A 15,226-nucleotide genomic window follows, 5' to 3' on the forward strand; every position below is an offset into this window, starting at 1 on the left:
TCATTAAACTTATTGTAATGGCTTAAAAAATTTATGGCCTGTGTTCAGACGATCTCGGTTAATAATACATGGATTTCGATTCATACTTGCTCACTGTCTACTTCAATGTAGCTACTCTAGGAGGATACCACTTACCATCTTTTGTCCAAACATATTGTGTCCCATCTTTGCTGGTTCCGAGGTATACTGCTCCATGAACAATTTTCGTCGCACCAAACCCAAAATCTTCCTTATAACCAAATGAAATAGCAGTTTGACCAAACTTAAAACTTGATGGGTTACCTGAGACGTTTACATAATTATTCTGAATATCGCTTACAAACTGAGATTCTGATGTAAAGGTCGAAAAGCCCGGCGTTTCTCCGTGTGTAACAGCTAATGCACAAGTCCAACAATTGTAATTTGTCTCAAATAAATTATTGGCTGTAGCAGAGTTGATACGGAGCATTCGCCGGTACGCATGAAAAGTGATACCGTGGTTTTTGAGGAACCAGCGTCGTATCTGATGCGGCTCAATACCACGGCGAAGCAGGTCTGCATCCTTCACCTTCAGCCCAGGGTCCTCTGCCAGCTCCAGCAGCAATTGCCGGATATTATCGGGGGTTTGGTTAAGTTGCTCCAGCGGATGGCATACTTTACAGGGGCGATATCCTTTCAGGATACATTCTTTGGTAGTGGCAAAGAATTCTATATTCTCCGGCTTCGGTTTCCGGGCACGGCAGGACGGCCGGCAGAAAATGCCGGTCGTTTTTACCGCTGTGAAAAACACGCCTTCAAATGCCACGTCTTTCTCCAGCGAAGCCTGGTACATCCTGTCAAAACTCAATTGCATGGTCTATCTGATTGATTGCCCCACAAAAGTAGAGTGGTTGTAGCCGCCGGACAACCGAAAAATTGACAACTATTTTTCCAGATGTAATTTACGAAAACAATGATCTGTGTCTTGCTATCATTCCCCGCTATTCACACTGAACCGGAACCTCGCCGCCCCCAACACTCCCGTCTCATTTACTCCCTCAAACGTTCCCTGGAATCTGCCACGTATATCAGAGCAGTGGAAAGTAAGCGTAGCTTCCCCCTTTTCATCGGTCACAATTACAGGTTTCCAAAAAAGCACGTTACGGATATCCGTCACTGCATTGTCCCTGTCAAAATCCGGCTCATAGAACTTCCTGCTTTGATAGTATCCTTTAGCTACCGTTAACCGGAACTTTTGAAGCAGTTCCTCTTCAGAGTATTTTGGGTACTTATAAACGACCTTTCTAACATCATTTCCCCCGATCGGGAAAGGATGCGAAGTTACCTGCGCCTTCTTTGCCGGCGTTAGTTCTGAATAAGTTCTGCCTTCTACCGGCTTGGTTCCGCTGCCGCATGCAGGGCAGTTCAGGATACCACATGCCCCTACGAAATCCGTATTCCCTTCGTATTTTGCAATACTATCCAGCATGCCAAGGTATTTATCGCTAAAGCCGCTTCCCTTTCCACTCACCGTTATTTCCCGAAGTCGTTGGCCATATTGCAGGAAACCGGTATCCTGTTTTTTTTCCCGCAGGTTCCTTTCTTCTCCCGCCATATATACCGGGCGTTGTAACTGTTCTGCATCCTTGATCGCTTTAAAAGGATTGAACACCTGTATACGGTATCCCTTCTCCGAAAAATATTGGATAAAGAAACGGGGGCCTGTCAGCAGGTTATCAGGACTTAGGTAAAAGAGGCCATTGTCAGCAGGCATTAAAGGGAATAAGGTCGATCGGTTATAGTTAAAAGCTATCAATGAGGATGGAAGTTTTTCTTTACCGCCCCTTTTCGACGGTGTTATCTCCAGGGGTAAACTATCTGTCAATACCTGGCGTCCGGCGTTCTCTTTCAATACCATTTCATTCCAGGTATACTGACGCCAACCCTGGGATAACAACAGCAGATCCAGCGCTTCCAACCGGTCTTTATTGGTATCATCAAAATAGTAAGATGGATCATAAATCTTTCCACGCAACTGGGTAGATAACAGGTAATAATTGACGATGTCACGCGCCGCACGGGGATCTCCAAACAACCGGTCATGTACAGCCAGGCTTAATACAGCCGGTACCGGCCTGCCGCCGGGATCCCTAGTTTGCACTTCCAGCGTAACTTTCTCACGGGGCTTGTATTGTTGTTTCAGCCCCCGGATGCTGATTTGCAACCGCTGTTCCGGGTGCAAAAATACCAGGCGCTCCGCCAGTGGACGCAATTGGTCATCGAACATAGTAACTTCTCCCACACCGGGCGGAGCGTCATTCACCGGTATTTTTACAATAAGGCTATCTGCAATTACAGCGCTGGCGAGCGACTGGGTCATACCGCGAACCTGCAACCGCAAATACACAGCGGTTTTGCCTGGCAGGTTGGAAAAAACTTTAAAAACGAGGCTGTCTTTCTCCTGCTTCGCCAACTGCATTAATATGCCATTATCCTGAGCCGGCGGTACAGGATAAGTACTGTCAGGACACTCCTCCAGCCGGATATGGTAAACAGCCTGCTTCGCCGGGGTAAACAAAAAACTTCCCATTCCGGCATGCGTTGTATTGAAGCGGCAAACAACCTTATCATTTTCCAACAATGTTCCCTTCACCTCAACAGGGTCGCCATTTCTGCCTACCGCCTTAAAAGCCACGAGGTTCTGCAACCCCGCTATTAACTGTCCTCCTTCCGGGAAAACGCCGAACTGCACCGGCTCATTTCCTGGCAGCGGCGTTGCCGGTTTTAAAGTACTACGCCCAATAGACCGGAACTCGTTTACCACGCGCACCCGGGCAACTGCATAAAACAGGGATTGATGACTGCGGAATGAATGTGCTGTATAAGCTTTCAGCAGGTAATCTCCTTCCGCTAATGTTTCCGGCAAATACACATGCCCTGACGACAAACCATTGCTGATGGGATACATTTCATTCCAGACAATGCTGTCATTGTTCCTTTGTTGTAATTGTACATACAAAGTTTTATCAGCTTGCGATAACGTAAATAACTGCCCGTCGAGCACAAATGCATTAAACCAAAGATCTTCCCCACTGCCATAAATTTCTTTATCTGTTTTGAGGTATACAGAAGTTCTACCCTCCTTTGGTATAAGGTCATGGAGCTGGTCCGCCAACTTATCTAATGTGGATTTCCCTGCCTGGGCAAACCCAGTTATGGTTGCAAGCAGTAACAGAATAATGATGCCTGTTGTTTTCATAACGTGTCCTGTAATTATTTAATTCCCCGCTATTCCTGAAGCTACATTTGAACAATGTAAGAAAATATAAAATAGCATATTTATTCATCCTGTCAAATTTTAACGGTCATGGGATAAAAATGAAGGTTCAGGTAGTAGATACGGCCCTTCCTGTCACCTCATGTACTTACATAGGCATCTATTAAAAAATATACCAATTAATCCCACATCTACAGAAACATTATCTCATATAAAAGTGTTGTAACTCCGGGTAAATACCTTAACGATCAAACAGGTATGAAGATAAACGGCTAAGAAATAATTGCAGATGGCATCGACACTTTGCTAACCGATAAGCAACCCAATATGAGCACCGGCAACTCTCACAAACGCAAGTATGTCCTTTTCCGGAAGTGGTGTAATTTATTGAAAGACTCAAAGGATACCTTTACATTTGAAGGAGCGGCGATTATCTGGTTGCCACTTGCCCTTATGTTAATCATAGGATGCTTTCTTTTGTTGCAGGACTTTGACGATCCAACGAAAGATACTACGCATATTACTAATATCGGGTTTGCCGTATTAGCGGGTATCTCCTCTTTGTCGTTCACCTGGGCCGGGAAGATCGAACAGTCATCAGACCGGAAACTACACGACGAAGTAGTGCGTATGGGAGAAGTCTCTTTTCATGCGGCCCTTGTTTACATTATTGCATCAGGGCTTAAATATATATACATCCATATTGATGCCGCCATGGGGTCGCACTACTGGTTCGGAGAAAGAGTAATCAGGTTTACTTATATAATTTGTTTTTTCATGGCATTCGAGAAAACCATTTTTTCTATAACGGGGCTTAACAAGTTATTATATCGTAAGTCCAGGAAAAAAAATGAGAATTAGCGATTGCTTAAACGCCATTTATCAAACTACGATGCTTTCTGCAAAAACCATATTTCTGCCAGCTCAAATAAGATGCAACCCCCATGCTTTTCCACACCCGCAGTTCGTTATCCTTATCAACTCAAAATTTTTTCGGGGCAGGAAGAAATAGTAAATTAGCAAAACGTACTGGTTAACAGATTGATTTATTTCTGCAAAATATCAAGATAATGGGCTTTTTAAACAAATTGTTCGGTGGCTCCAATACAAAAGGAAAACGCGCTCCCAATCAAAGAGCCGAGTTCAAGGATGCCAGGTTTTTTGAAGCTATGCTGAAGAAAAAGGAGCATAACATTATAGCAGACATGGAAACCAGGGAAATGCTCGAAAAGGAGGGGAAACTAACCGCTTATCACAACTGGATGATGGCCTTTGATTACCTCGATAAATTCCAGGTTGAGTATTCAATGGGGCATTCCATTGAACAATGTTACGAGGTATTTATTAAAGCAGCAGAATGGTATGCCGGCGGCTGGGAAGAGGATTCTACGTATGCCGACATGCTGGAAATGGTTGCGATCGGCTATTTGCTGGAGATCCCTGATGAGAATTATGAAGGAATAGTTCGTACCGTAGAACAGTCAGATGCCGGTTCCGACTATCCTGAATGGAAACCGGATGGCATCCTCTGGTTTATTATCAATGGACGCAAAGCCCGTCGCCCTCAACCTGATGCGGTGATCTGGCCTTCTCTTTACCAGTCGTTGCTGGACCTTACAAAGATGAACAAAGCAGATGCAGAAGTAGCGATGAAACAATACCTGGAAAATTGGTATGAGCTGCACAGGAACGATCCCTGGTATGATACTCATAAAAAAGAACTCGCCTATACAGGCTACTGGTGCTGGGAAGCGGGTGCTATCTCTAAAATAATGGGGCTCGACGACACTTCGTATAAAGATAGTCCCTACTATCCTTACGACCTGGTTCACTGGAAACCATAGGTTATTTAATTGATGAATAAACAGATCAACATGAAAATATTTTACGCCGACTATGTCGAACAGCATGAGATTCCTTTTGATAATGGAGTAGAAATGGACCGCGAAAAAGCGTTACAGTCATTTTCTGAGCTAACTGATTTCGAGGATAATTTCTGGGGGCTGTTCGATGATGCCGACCGTACATTGCAATTCATGTCGACCGGCGACGACTGGTTAGCAGATATTCCGGACAGCAGCAAAGGAGGTTCCTATGTGAAACATTGTACATTCGATGAATGTCTTTTATTGATCCGGGAAGCATATGAAAAGAATAAAGTAGAAGTTCCTGCTGGTTTTGAGTTTGAGAAATGGTGATGTGTGCTTTTATAGGTCACTTCCTTTGATAATACTCCCTCATCACCTTCCACGCCTTCTTCTTCTCTCCTTTCTCCGACAACAACCCTTTCCGGTTATATCCTTTCTGGTACACAGGATGCAGCCGGCCAGGCGACTTATAGTCGAATAACAGCCACGGGCACACGCCGGCGAGATGTGGAATAGAATCGAACATCGCTAATTGATCCGTATAGATCTTTTCCTGGTAGCTTTCTGTCCAATAGGCAGCCATATCAGCTGGTTCATTGCGTGAACCGTAAAGCGCTTCCCCGCCAAATTCAGAAATAACAACCGGCTTATCGCCGAAGTCCATTTTCCATTTGGTATCGGTAGGTTTGCCCTGCCAGGGCACATACCAGCCAATGTATTCGTTGACAGCCACAATATCAGCATACCGGTAAAGGGTATCCGAAACTTCCATTATGTTGTTGGCATATCTCTGGGTATTGGTTACGTGTGCAACCAGGCGGGTCGGATCTTTTTGCCTGCATGATCCCGTCAGTTTTATAAGGGCGGAATTCCTGTTGGCAGTGGACGGATAAGTTTCATTGGAAAGGCTCCAGATGATAACCCCACAGCGGTTCTTATCTCTTTTAACCATCTCAGACAACATTAACTCCATTTTTGCAGGAACTGTACTATCGGAAAAGTTAATATGCTGGTATATTGGCAGCTCGTCCCAAACCATAAGCCCCATTTTTTCGGCCTCCCTGATCATATTGTCGTTATGCGGGTAATGAGCGAGCCGCACAAAGTTACAACCCAACTCCTTAGCTGCGCCCAGGAGCAGCCTGGCATCTTCCAGCGAAGCAGCCCTGGCGCCTTTGTAAGGATTTTCTTCGTGAATATTCACCCCTTTCAGGAAAACCGGCTGTTTATTAAGCCATACTTTACCATCTTTCACTTCAATGGATCTGAAACCAATGCTATCAGTAACGCTATCTGTCCCGCATTCTATCATCACCTCATATAGTTTAGGCTGGTCGGGCGACCATAACCTGAAGGGGCCAGAAAACTCGACAGACGCATACCCGGTACTGTCGGAAACTATCTTCTTTTTGATATTCAGCTCGGGTATTTTGATGGTGATGTTATTCCGTGCCGCCTGGTTGCCATTCAATTTAACCATGCACTGGACCGTTTTTAGACTCCCCTTCTTCAACCGGAGCGTAAAATCGTCGATATAGGTTTCTCCTGTTTCAACCAGGTCAACATCCCTTGTAATACCGCCAAAATTCAGCCAGTCGAAGCCGTTGGCCGGCAAACCATTCTTCTGCCTGGCGTTGTTGGTTTTAACGATGATAGAATTGGCGCCGTTCTTAACCATACCGGTAATTTCAAACTGAAAAGGGGTAAATCCGCCTTCATGGCTCCCCAGTTTCTTCCCGTTTAAATAAACATCGGCCTGGTAATTAACCCCGCCAAAGTAAAGGAATAACCTTTTCCGGTCTTTGGAGGTATATTCGAATTCCTTCTTATACCAAACCACACCCTCATAATATGTAAGATCGCATCTCTGCGAGTTGAAGTCGCCCGGTACATTCAATACAGGACCATTTTCGAATGAGTATTCAAAGAAGTCCGTCTTTTTTTCCGGCTTCTTTTCCAGCCATACCTGCAGCCACTCGCCTGTATTTGAAGGATCAACGATCACTTTCCATTCGCCATCCAGGCTATGCCGGTTCCTGGACCAGGGGTTGGTCATTGCCGTTTGGGCGTTTGCCAGGTCAGCGATCAGCAAAAATAAAAGAACAGCGTATATCTGTACAGCTGAAAATACCTTCAGGCAGCTATGCATTTTTTCTTTTCTCATTTCCATTTTTGTAGCCGGGTTCGGAAGCTGTAAAATTAGTGCCTTCGCATATTTATAGGGGGGCGAAATGTTTCAAACTGGGCTGCCGGAACGCGATCACCCCTCACCTCTTCTCCTTGCCCCACGCGTCAAATTTCTTGTTCTGCAACGTATACACCCTCGCCGTTCCCTTATCATCGGTATCCACTCTTTCGGATTCTTTGAATGGCACTACCTGTTCACCTTTTGAATTGATCAACGCTGCCTCGGTTACCTCGCCGTTTTTACGGGTAACCAAAGATAGGCCAAGATTAAAGCCGGTAACTGAGGCATACTCAAATGGGATTGCCACGCGCCCCTTTGTATCTATGAAGCCATATTTGCCCTCTTGGTTTTCTACAAACGCCAACCCTTCGCTAAACGGATCAATATCGGCATAGCCGCTCACGTCTATTGCCTTTTTGCCCTGCGGATCAATAAATGACGCTTTTCCTGCCTTATCCCATACCAGCAATAAACCATCACTGAAGTTATCGAGGGTCCTCAGCGGACCTGTAATCACTTTCCCATTGGTGTCGTAAATCGTAGTAAGACCGGCCAAAGGACCGTCTTCTGTGATTTTATTGGCAAAGAGAAGTTTAGTAGCCGGGTCTATTGACACATTGTCCCACTCGGGCTGTAACAACAACTCGCCCGATGATTTCATGACTGCATATTTGCTTTCCAGGCCTTCGGCTACCTTCACCAGCTCGGGTGTCAGGTCATATACGTATCCTTTCACCGGCACGAGCTTTTTGGAAGCCGTATCCAGCCGGTAGTTCCGGACGGCTTTGGAATCGCTTGTTACAAAGAACCAGGGAGTAACAGTCTGCAGCTTTTCGTAGCTGTAAGGGATCACAAGCTGGCCTGTAGCAGTTGATACAAAACCAAATTTCCCGCTGGCAGGGTCCTGCACCCTGGCCAGGCCGGAATAATTAGGAGCATTGTTATGCAGCACCATTGTTTTCGTGACTGACTTTGTATCATCTTTGAAATACATTTTCACCCTGGCTACGTTTCCCTTGAAAAAAGCCTCTACATATCCTTTCTTGGGGTTATCAAACGGCGTAAGATCCGGCATTTCATCTCCCACATCTTTTTGCAATGCCGCTACATCTTTATACGATCCTTTCTCCAGGTTACGTAAGAGCTTCTGAACTGCTTTTTGATAACTTTTCAACAGGTCATCCAGGTTTTCGTCTCCATCCGGTCCCTGTTGATAACTCGACCTGCTGAGTAATTTACCATCCTTATTGAACGCCTCCATTTCAAGGTAACCTTTGATCGCTTCTTTTTCCAGTGCTACACGCACACAGTTATCTTTGATCTTAACCAGTTTGATAGCCGCGCCTTTGAAGCCTGCCTTTTCATGTTTATTGTCAAGATCTACAGCGGTAACTTTTGTTGGGTAACGATAGGTAACATCCACTACCGCGCTATCTACCGTTTGAAGTGAAGCAAGATGCTGAGATTCGCCCAGGTCCAGTTTTTCATTTTTTTTACTTCCATCATGAAAGTATAGCTCCCTGGCTATAAATTCAGGGTCTTCCACGGAAGCGCTGCGCAGGGATGGGCCATCAGGCTCCAACACGCTAAACTTCAGGGAATAGGTTTGGTTGAAACCTACATCGCTGAGCGCCAGCCTGTAGGCATCTTCCAGGTGCGTAGGATCAGGCGGGGTAAAAGGAGTTCCCTCCTCTTCATCCTCGGGTTTAATATGCTGGGGCTTCTCATCCTTGAAATTCGACATGAATTTCAGGAAGGAGCCAACTTTCTCGTCTTCTTCTTTCAGGATATCCCTGGCTTCGTCCAGGGTTTTGCCGTCTAATTGCTTCAGGAAGTCCTGCACTGCAGGCGATGGTTCTTTTTTGCTTTTACATGCAGATAGCGCCAATATAACTACCATGCACATACCAATTCGATTGATGGTTTTCCTCATGATTACCGTTAATAATTAATAGTGGGGAATGGGCAACAAACCCTTTCTAACGGCAAAAATTAGTAAAAAACAGGCAACTATCAAACATTCCTGGTTGAATATCAATACAGTCAGGTGTTTTATCGCATGGATCCCTTACTGATTCTTGTCTTGTAGCACGGCAGGTAAAATGTATTCCTCCATCATCCTGTCGGCCTGCGGGTGCGCATATGCCTGCCCGTAAGCGCTGGCAGTGATCACTACCACCAGGGGCTGATCTTTGAAGATAAATATCTTATTCCCGCCGTTACCGGTACAGTACCAGGTTTCATATTCACGGCCATTGACGTGGTATCGCTTATTCCAGAAAAGGTAGCCATAGTATTCGTTTTGTTTACCGGGAAAACCTGTCTCCTATCTCCCCGCCACTTTTTCATCTGTATCATCCAGCTTCCATAACAACAATCCACAGGCTATAAATATGTATACCGGGTAATTAAAGGGAGCCATGGGACCTAGGGAAAAGAACATGAATAGCCCAAAGATCAGGGTAATAAGGGAGGTACCCAATCCCATCCATTTTACCCGGTACCCGATAAGAAGGCCCAGGGCCAAAAGCCCTTCGAGCACAGTGGCGATTACCGCAAAAACGTTGGCTATACCGGCGTTAACAAACGGGATAAGTTTATTGGTATAGGCCGCAAAAGCATGCCAGTTGCCCCACGCAACACCTGTTGTACCTTCGGGGCCCAGAACGCCCAGGCGGTCTAAGATAGGGAGAATAAACCCTGCTGCCAATGCGATCCGTGCTATGAGTTTTACCATTGCCTGATTTTTAATACCGGCAAAATTAACTCAAAAACATAGCGTATTTCCATAACAGATCTGAATACACGAAGGAGCACAGATCCCTTCACCCTACGCTTTGTCCGGCCACTCCCCCAATTTGTCCGCTTCGCCCTGAAACAACTGGTCTTTCCAGCCATAGCAAAGCATCTTTGTGTCATCATCCACAACAAATAAAATATTACAACTATGACACAAAAAACAACAACAGCAATTTATTGGACAGGAACAGTTCTTACCTCCATGTGGTTTGGCGCCAGCGGTTTCTTTGAAATCACCAGGAACCCTATTGTTTGGGAAATCACCCAGCAGTTAGGTTATCCTCCCCACTTCATCTATACACTGGGAGTTGCGAAACTGGCAGGAGTTGCAGTGCTTTTAATTCCGGGCAAGTTATTAAGACTGAAAGAATGGGTATTTGCAGGTATCTTCTTCGACATCATCTTTGCCTTCGCTTCCAAATTAAGCGTACTTGGTTTACCGGCAACAACAGATGCAATTGTAGCGTTCATCATGGTATCAGTAACTTACTTTATGTTCAGAAAATTATACCCCGGATTAGCGCAGCAATTTGCATAGAACCTAAAAAAAATAAAAATGCAGAAAGCCCCTGGATATTATCCGGGGGCTTTCTTATTGCCGTATATATAAATGACAAAAAAAAGATGATGCAGAAAATATCCGCATCATCGCATCTCTGATTTAAGACTAATTACTTGCTGCCTGCCGCTTCTATGATCACCTTCGCCACCGCTTCCGGCTGGGAAATAAACACCACATGACTGGCCTTTATCTCCCTGATCTTTGCATTGGCGCGTTTATACATGGCTCTTTCTGTAGCCGGGTTCAGCGCCTTATCTTCCGTTGCAACAATTCCGAAACTCGGTTTGGTTTTCCAGGCTGCTTCCTGTACCGGTTCTTCGAACGACTTGCCAACGATAGGTACCTGCGATGCATTCATAAAAGCGCTTTGCTCTTTACTCAGATCGGCTGCAAAACCTCCGTGAAATTTCTCATGATCAAAATATACGTATCCAAACGCGTCAGGATTTGTGAAGCCCGCTTCCGGCGCCGGCGGCGCGGCTGCTACCCATTTGCCGGTGCTTTCTCCCCTGTCGGGCATAAAGGCCGCCACATATACCAACGATGCAACCTTAGGATTTACCCCCGCTTCCGTGATCACCGTGCCGCCCCAGGAATGGCCGACCAGCACTACCTGTCCGTCCTGCGCATTGATCACGCTGTTTGTTGCATTTACATCGTCTTTCAGTGAAGTAAGCGGGTTTTGAACGATGCTTACATGGTATCCCTTACGGGTAAGGATATCGTAAACCGGTTTCCACCCCGAACCATCGGCAAATGCGCCGTGTACCAATACGATATTCTTAACGGGAGTACGTTGTGCGTAAGTAGCGCTGATGCCGGCTACTGCTACTGCTGATGTCATTACCAGCGTCTTGAAGGCATTAAATATCCTGCTCATTGAATCATTGATTTTAAAAGGTTGATGATATTATTTATAATGTTACGTGTGTTGCCGCGGTGATGGCCCCGGTATTCCTGTTCTGCACCCAGGCTATTACTTCCCAGCCCTGGGTATTAAATCCTTCGGGCAAACTGATCTGCTGCCTGTTATTACCGAACTCAAATTCATGCAAAGCCCTTACTATCTGGACATGCGATAAAGTACGGCCTTCGTTCTCTCCCCTTTTTACGTTGCTGACTGCATGTTTTTCTACCACTGCTACCATTAATTTGCTTTTGTTGGAGTTGCCCGTTACCTGGTAATCCAGGTCCAGTTTTCCTGCCCGCAGCTGGCCATGAACATTCAATGCCACGTCGGCACTGCCATTCAAAGCGTTCCTGATAGCGCCGGTAACAGCCGATTCATCCGACCCGATGAATTCTCTCTGTCCGTTCACTACTAACTGCGGCGTATATACCTGTGCGGGAAGCTGTTGACTGTATTGATACTGGCGTTTGGAGAACTGGGAACTGCTGAAAGAATCTTTCCAGCCGAGATGATCCCAGTAGTCGACATGGTAAGCTAAAATGTAGATGGGTTTATTGCCTGCTTCTTCCTGTATGCGGGCCAGCAATGCATCGGCAGGCGGACAACTGGAACAGCCTTCCGAAGTGAATAATTCCAATACTGCAAAACCCTGGCCTTTGATTTCTTTGCCTGAAGCGTTATTCCAGGTAAGGAATACTGCAATAAATAGAGAGAGCACTACGGCTGCGCTGATTGCTGAGATTCTTACTGGTTTCATGTCTTTTGAATTTTATTTAATTCAAAAGTACCAGTACTTCGGGCGCCGGGTAAGTGAAATGTCCGCCAACCGGACATTTTAGCGCCTTAACACGGCCGCCATACGGGCGACCGGGACTCCTGCTGTCAATCCTTCCAGTTATTGCAATATCCTGATCATCATATCCAGTTCTTTGATCAATTCTTCATTATTTCCATCAAAGCCATTTGTCCGGAACCTGATATTCCCTGCCTGATCGATGATCACTTTATATGGAACGCTTGTAACCTTATAATGGCTAAATGCTTTATATGCCGCCTGCTCTCCCAATTGCTCATCTACCAGGTAGGTAAAGGGGAAAGGATGATCAGCCGCAAAGTTCTTCACCAGTTTTACCACGTCGTTTTTCTCGAAGGTGCAGATATAGAGGAATACTACCTCCGGGCGCCGCGCCATTACCTGCTGCATGGCCTGGAAAGAAGCGATGCATGGTTTGCACCAGGTAGCCCAGAAGTCCAGTACCACTATCTTTCCTTTCAGCTTCCCGATATCTACCCTGTTGCCGTTTATATCGTTTAGCGACAAGGCCCCAACCTTCTCATTCAGCAACTGTGCTTTTATAGCCTGTTCGGAAATATCCGCTACTTTGGGCGCCGTAGTGTGAAAGGCTACTATATCACTGAATTTGCGGGCCAATTGCGTGTCTGTACCGGCATACAGACCGGCAGCCAGTTTGTAAACTTCCAGTCCATTGAAATTCCGGCTGGTATCGATACCGGCCAGCGCTTTGTCTATATACCCTCTTGCCAGTTCGGGATCAATCGTCTGCATGTTACTTGCTATCTGCGTGTATACGTTTACTTTATCCGCATTGCGTTGTAAGCGTTGAATATATTTCTCCGCTTCCTCCCGTGCCCCGGCTTTGGCGGCTGCCAGGGCCATCAACTGGTAAAGAGACAGGTACTCGTACGACTGCGTTGCGCCGCTCTGTTCAGGAAACCGGTTAATAAACTCCCGGAACAAACGCTGTTTATGCGTCCAGTCAGTTTCTTTCTTTACGGCATCCATAGCGGTTTCACGGACGTATATCCCTGAAGGGTACTGCGTTGTTAATATATTGGCTATAGAGTCGGCCGACTGCTTCCGGCCCAGGAAACTGAGATACTTCTGCGCCATGGTAAGATCCGTTTCTCCTGCATCCTTATCTTCCAGCAATAAATTTATAAGCATCGCTTTATCTGCCGGTTCAGGCGAATTCACCAGCATATTAAAGTAAGGCTGCCTGAACTCCCGGAAGGCGGCGGGATTATTTGCCACTTCCTTCTTCATATAAGCGAGCGATTGCTGCTGGTCTTTCTTCAATGCATACATCCCTTGTTTCAGCATTGCAAGACTATACCAGCTATAGGGAACGGCCCTGCCGTTTTCGGTTAGCGGGAACAGGAAACCGTTGCCATAGTTATCGTCTGTTGCCGGTCCTTTCTGCACAGCAACGGCAAAAGCCACAGCGTTCGACGGTACCTGCAGTACGCCCGCATAAACATGTTTGGCTTTAAGTGGTTTCAATACCAGGGTATCTGTTTTTACTACAGCGTTCTTCCCGTGGTACGAGACAATTGCCTGCCATGCGCCGTCTACAGTTGAAGGAACCGGACTGCCGGCAGTATCATAGCGTATTTCCATTGTTTGCCCAGAAGAGGGAGCGACCGTCAGACGTTGCTGTGCATTCAGGTTTATAGCCGCTGCCAGGAAGCAGCATAGCAGCACATTTCTCATCATGTCCTATTTAAATAACGATTTGATCTTATTGTCGAGTTCTTCGCCGGTAAGATTGCTGGCAATGATTTTTCCCTGCTGATCGATGATCACATTGGCCGGTATCCCGATCACAGGATAACGCTTAATAACCGGGCTTTTATCTGCCAGGCCATCTGATACATTAGGCCAGAGCAACTGTTCTTTTTCAGAGGCTTTTTGCCAGGCAACCCTGTTATTATCCATGCTGAAAGATACTATTTCAAGTCCCTGCGGGTGATATACCTGGTACAATGCTTTAAGCATGGGGATTTCGGCCCGGCAAGGCACGCACCACGAAGCCCAGAACTGCAGCAAGGTATATTTATGCGATTTCACCAGGTCGCCCAATCTTTGCTGACGCCCCTGCAGATCGGGCAATGTAAAATCTATAAAGTCTTCGCCTATCATCTTTCCCTGCCTCCTGGTTATCATTTCCAGTTGTGATTCATTCATGCGCCTTGCCTGCTTTAGCAGCTTGCTGTTCTCGCCCAGTTCAGGTGCGGCCGCTTCCACGATCTTCATGCTGGCAGCCCTGTCTGGCTCCAGTTCCAGCATTACAGCGGCAATAACGGCGGCTACAGGATCTTTTTTGTTATGCAGCACCTTTTGCAGGTATTGGCTCCTGATATCAAAGCGTTTCATGAAATGCTGGATGCCTTCCCATTCAGCCTCGGGGCCTTTACCTGCATTAGGCTGTCTGAACGCCCATACATCCCTGTCGGCCTTTACATAGTCGCTGTCGCGCTGGTACCCGAGTATCCAGTTATTATACTTTGCGCCACTTACCTGGGAAAGCCCTGTTGAGGTGAGCTTAAACCGCACTTTCCCTGGTTCCAGGATCACCGGGTAAGAGTACATGCTCCTGCCCTGGTGATAAACCAGGGAAACATTCATTATTTCCTTTACAGGGCAATGCAATTGAAACTTCCCCTGGCGGATGGTATCCGTCGCTAATTGTTCAGCATCGCCATACGGGTCGCGCACCAGCGAAACAGCCAGGTTATCTGCATCCGGTATTGTACCGGTTATAGTAAATTCTTTAGGTTGCGGAGCGCTGTTAAAAGCAAACAATCCTCCCAGGAGCACAGCGCCTGCAAGCACTGCCCTCCATGCCCTGATCATATTTTTCAT

General features: G+C 46.2%; 13 protein-coding genes. 4 read left to right on the forward strand and 9 right to left on the reverse strand.

All coding sequences use genetic code 11. The annotated features are described in order from the left end of the window. Positions 1-97: 97 nt before the first annotated feature. Together BLV62_RS01170 and BLV62_RS01175 are read right to left on the reverse strand one after the other, a co-directional pair. Positions 98-832: an Ada metal-binding domain-containing protein gene (locus tag BLV62_RS01170; RefSeq protein WP_089757789.1), complete on the reverse strand. Its 735-nt coding sequence runs from the start codon at positions 830-832 to the stop codon at positions 98-100. A gap of 117 nt (positions 833-949) precedes the next feature. Then, positions 950-3,217 carry a hypothetical protein gene (locus BLV62_RS01175; protein WP_089757791.1) on the reverse strand — a complete coding sequence of 756 codons (2,268 nt, stop codon included), beginning with the start codon at positions 3,215-3,217 and terminating at the stop codon, positions 950-952. A gap of 345 nt (positions 3,218-3,562) precedes the next feature. Between BLV62_RS01175 and BLV62_RS01180 the strand changes: the two genes are divergently transcribed. The 3 genes from BLV62_RS01180 to BLV62_RS01190 all read left to right on the forward strand — a co-directional run bounded on the left by BLV62_RS01180 (position 3,563) and on the right by BLV62_RS01190 (position 5,433). Next, positions 3,563-4,096 (forward strand): hypothetical protein, encoded by a 534-nt coding sequence (locus BLV62_RS01180; RefSeq protein ID WP_089757793.1) that lies wholly within the window; start codon positions 3,563-3,565, stop codon positions 4,094-4,096. Between the two features lie 209 nt (positions 4,097-4,305). After that, positions 4,306-5,079 carry a PoNe immunity protein domain-containing protein gene (locus tag BLV62_RS01185; RefSeq protein WP_089757795.1) on the forward strand — a complete coding sequence of 258 codons (774 nt, stop codon included), beginning with the start codon at positions 4,306-4,308 and terminating at the stop codon, positions 5,077-5,079. A gap of 30 nt (positions 5,080-5,109) precedes the next feature. Continuing rightward, positions 5,110-5,433, forward strand: a complete 324-nt coding sequence (locus BLV62_RS01190) for a hypothetical protein (protein ID WP_139169874.1) — start codon at positions 5,110-5,112, stop codon at positions 5,431-5,433. Positions 5,434-5,449: 16 nt separating this feature from the next. Here BLV62_RS01190 and BLV62_RS01195 read toward each other — a convergent pair whose 3' ends face one another. The 3 genes from BLV62_RS01195 to BLV62_RS01210 form a co-directional block, all read right to left on the reverse strand. Then, positions 5,450-7,267, reverse strand: a complete 1,818-nt coding sequence (locus tag BLV62_RS01195; protein WP_225889569.1) for a glycoside hydrolase family 2 protein — start codon at positions 7,265-7,267, stop codon at positions 5,450-5,452. Positions 7,268-7,370: 103 nt separating this feature from the next. Continuing rightward, entirely contained in the window at positions 7,371-9,191 is a 1,821-nt protein-coding gene (locus tag BLV62_RS01200) for a WG repeat-containing protein (RefSeq protein ID WP_168928038.1), read from the reverse strand. Positions 9,192-9,617: 426 nt separating this feature from the next. Beyond that, a complete protein-coding gene (locus tag BLV62_RS01210; RefSeq protein WP_089757801.1) occupies positions 9,618-10,028 on the reverse strand; it encodes a hypothetical protein in 411 nt (136 codons plus the stop codon). Between the two features lie 210 nt (positions 10,029-10,238). Between BLV62_RS01210 and BLV62_RS01215 the strand changes: the two genes are divergently transcribed. After that, positions 10,239-10,628 (forward strand): DoxX family protein, encoded by a 390-nt coding sequence (locus BLV62_RS01215; RefSeq protein ID WP_089757803.1) that lies wholly within the window; start codon positions 10,239-10,241, stop codon positions 10,626-10,628. A gap of 133 nt (positions 10,629-10,761) precedes the next feature. Here the strand turns inward: BLV62_RS01215 and BLV62_RS01220 are convergent, their stop codons facing one another. The 4 genes from BLV62_RS01220 to BLV62_RS01235 all read right to left on the reverse strand — a co-directional run bounded on the left by BLV62_RS01220 (position 10,762) and on the right by BLV62_RS01235 (position 15,226). Further along, complete coding sequence (locus BLV62_RS01220; RefSeq protein WP_089757806.1) at positions 10,762-11,532, reverse strand: alpha/beta fold hydrolase; 771 nt, start codon at positions 11,530-11,532, stop codon at positions 10,762-10,764. Between the two features lie 34 nt (positions 11,533-11,566). After that, complete coding sequence (locus BLV62_RS01225) at positions 11,567-12,319, reverse strand: DUF1223 domain-containing protein (RefSeq protein WP_089757808.1); 753 nt, start codon at positions 12,317-12,319, stop codon at positions 11,567-11,569. Positions 12,320-12,457: 138 nt separating this feature from the next. After that, positions 12,458-14,077: a TlpA family protein disulfide reductase gene (locus BLV62_RS01230; protein WP_089757811.1), complete on the reverse strand. Its 1,620-nt coding sequence runs from the start codon at positions 14,075-14,077 to the stop codon at positions 12,458-12,460. Between the two features lie 3 nt (positions 14,078-14,080). Continuing rightward, positions 14,081-15,226: a TlpA disulfide reductase family protein gene (locus tag BLV62_RS01235; protein WP_089757814.1), complete on the reverse strand. Its 1,146-nt coding sequence runs from the start codon at positions 15,224-15,226 to the stop codon at positions 14,081-14,083.

Source organism: Chitinophaga terrae (ex Kim and Jung 2007), from assembly GCF_900107795.1.
Taxonomy (GTDB): Bacteria; Bacteroidota; Bacteroidia; order Chitinophagales; family Chitinophagaceae; genus Chitinophaga; species Chitinophaga terrae.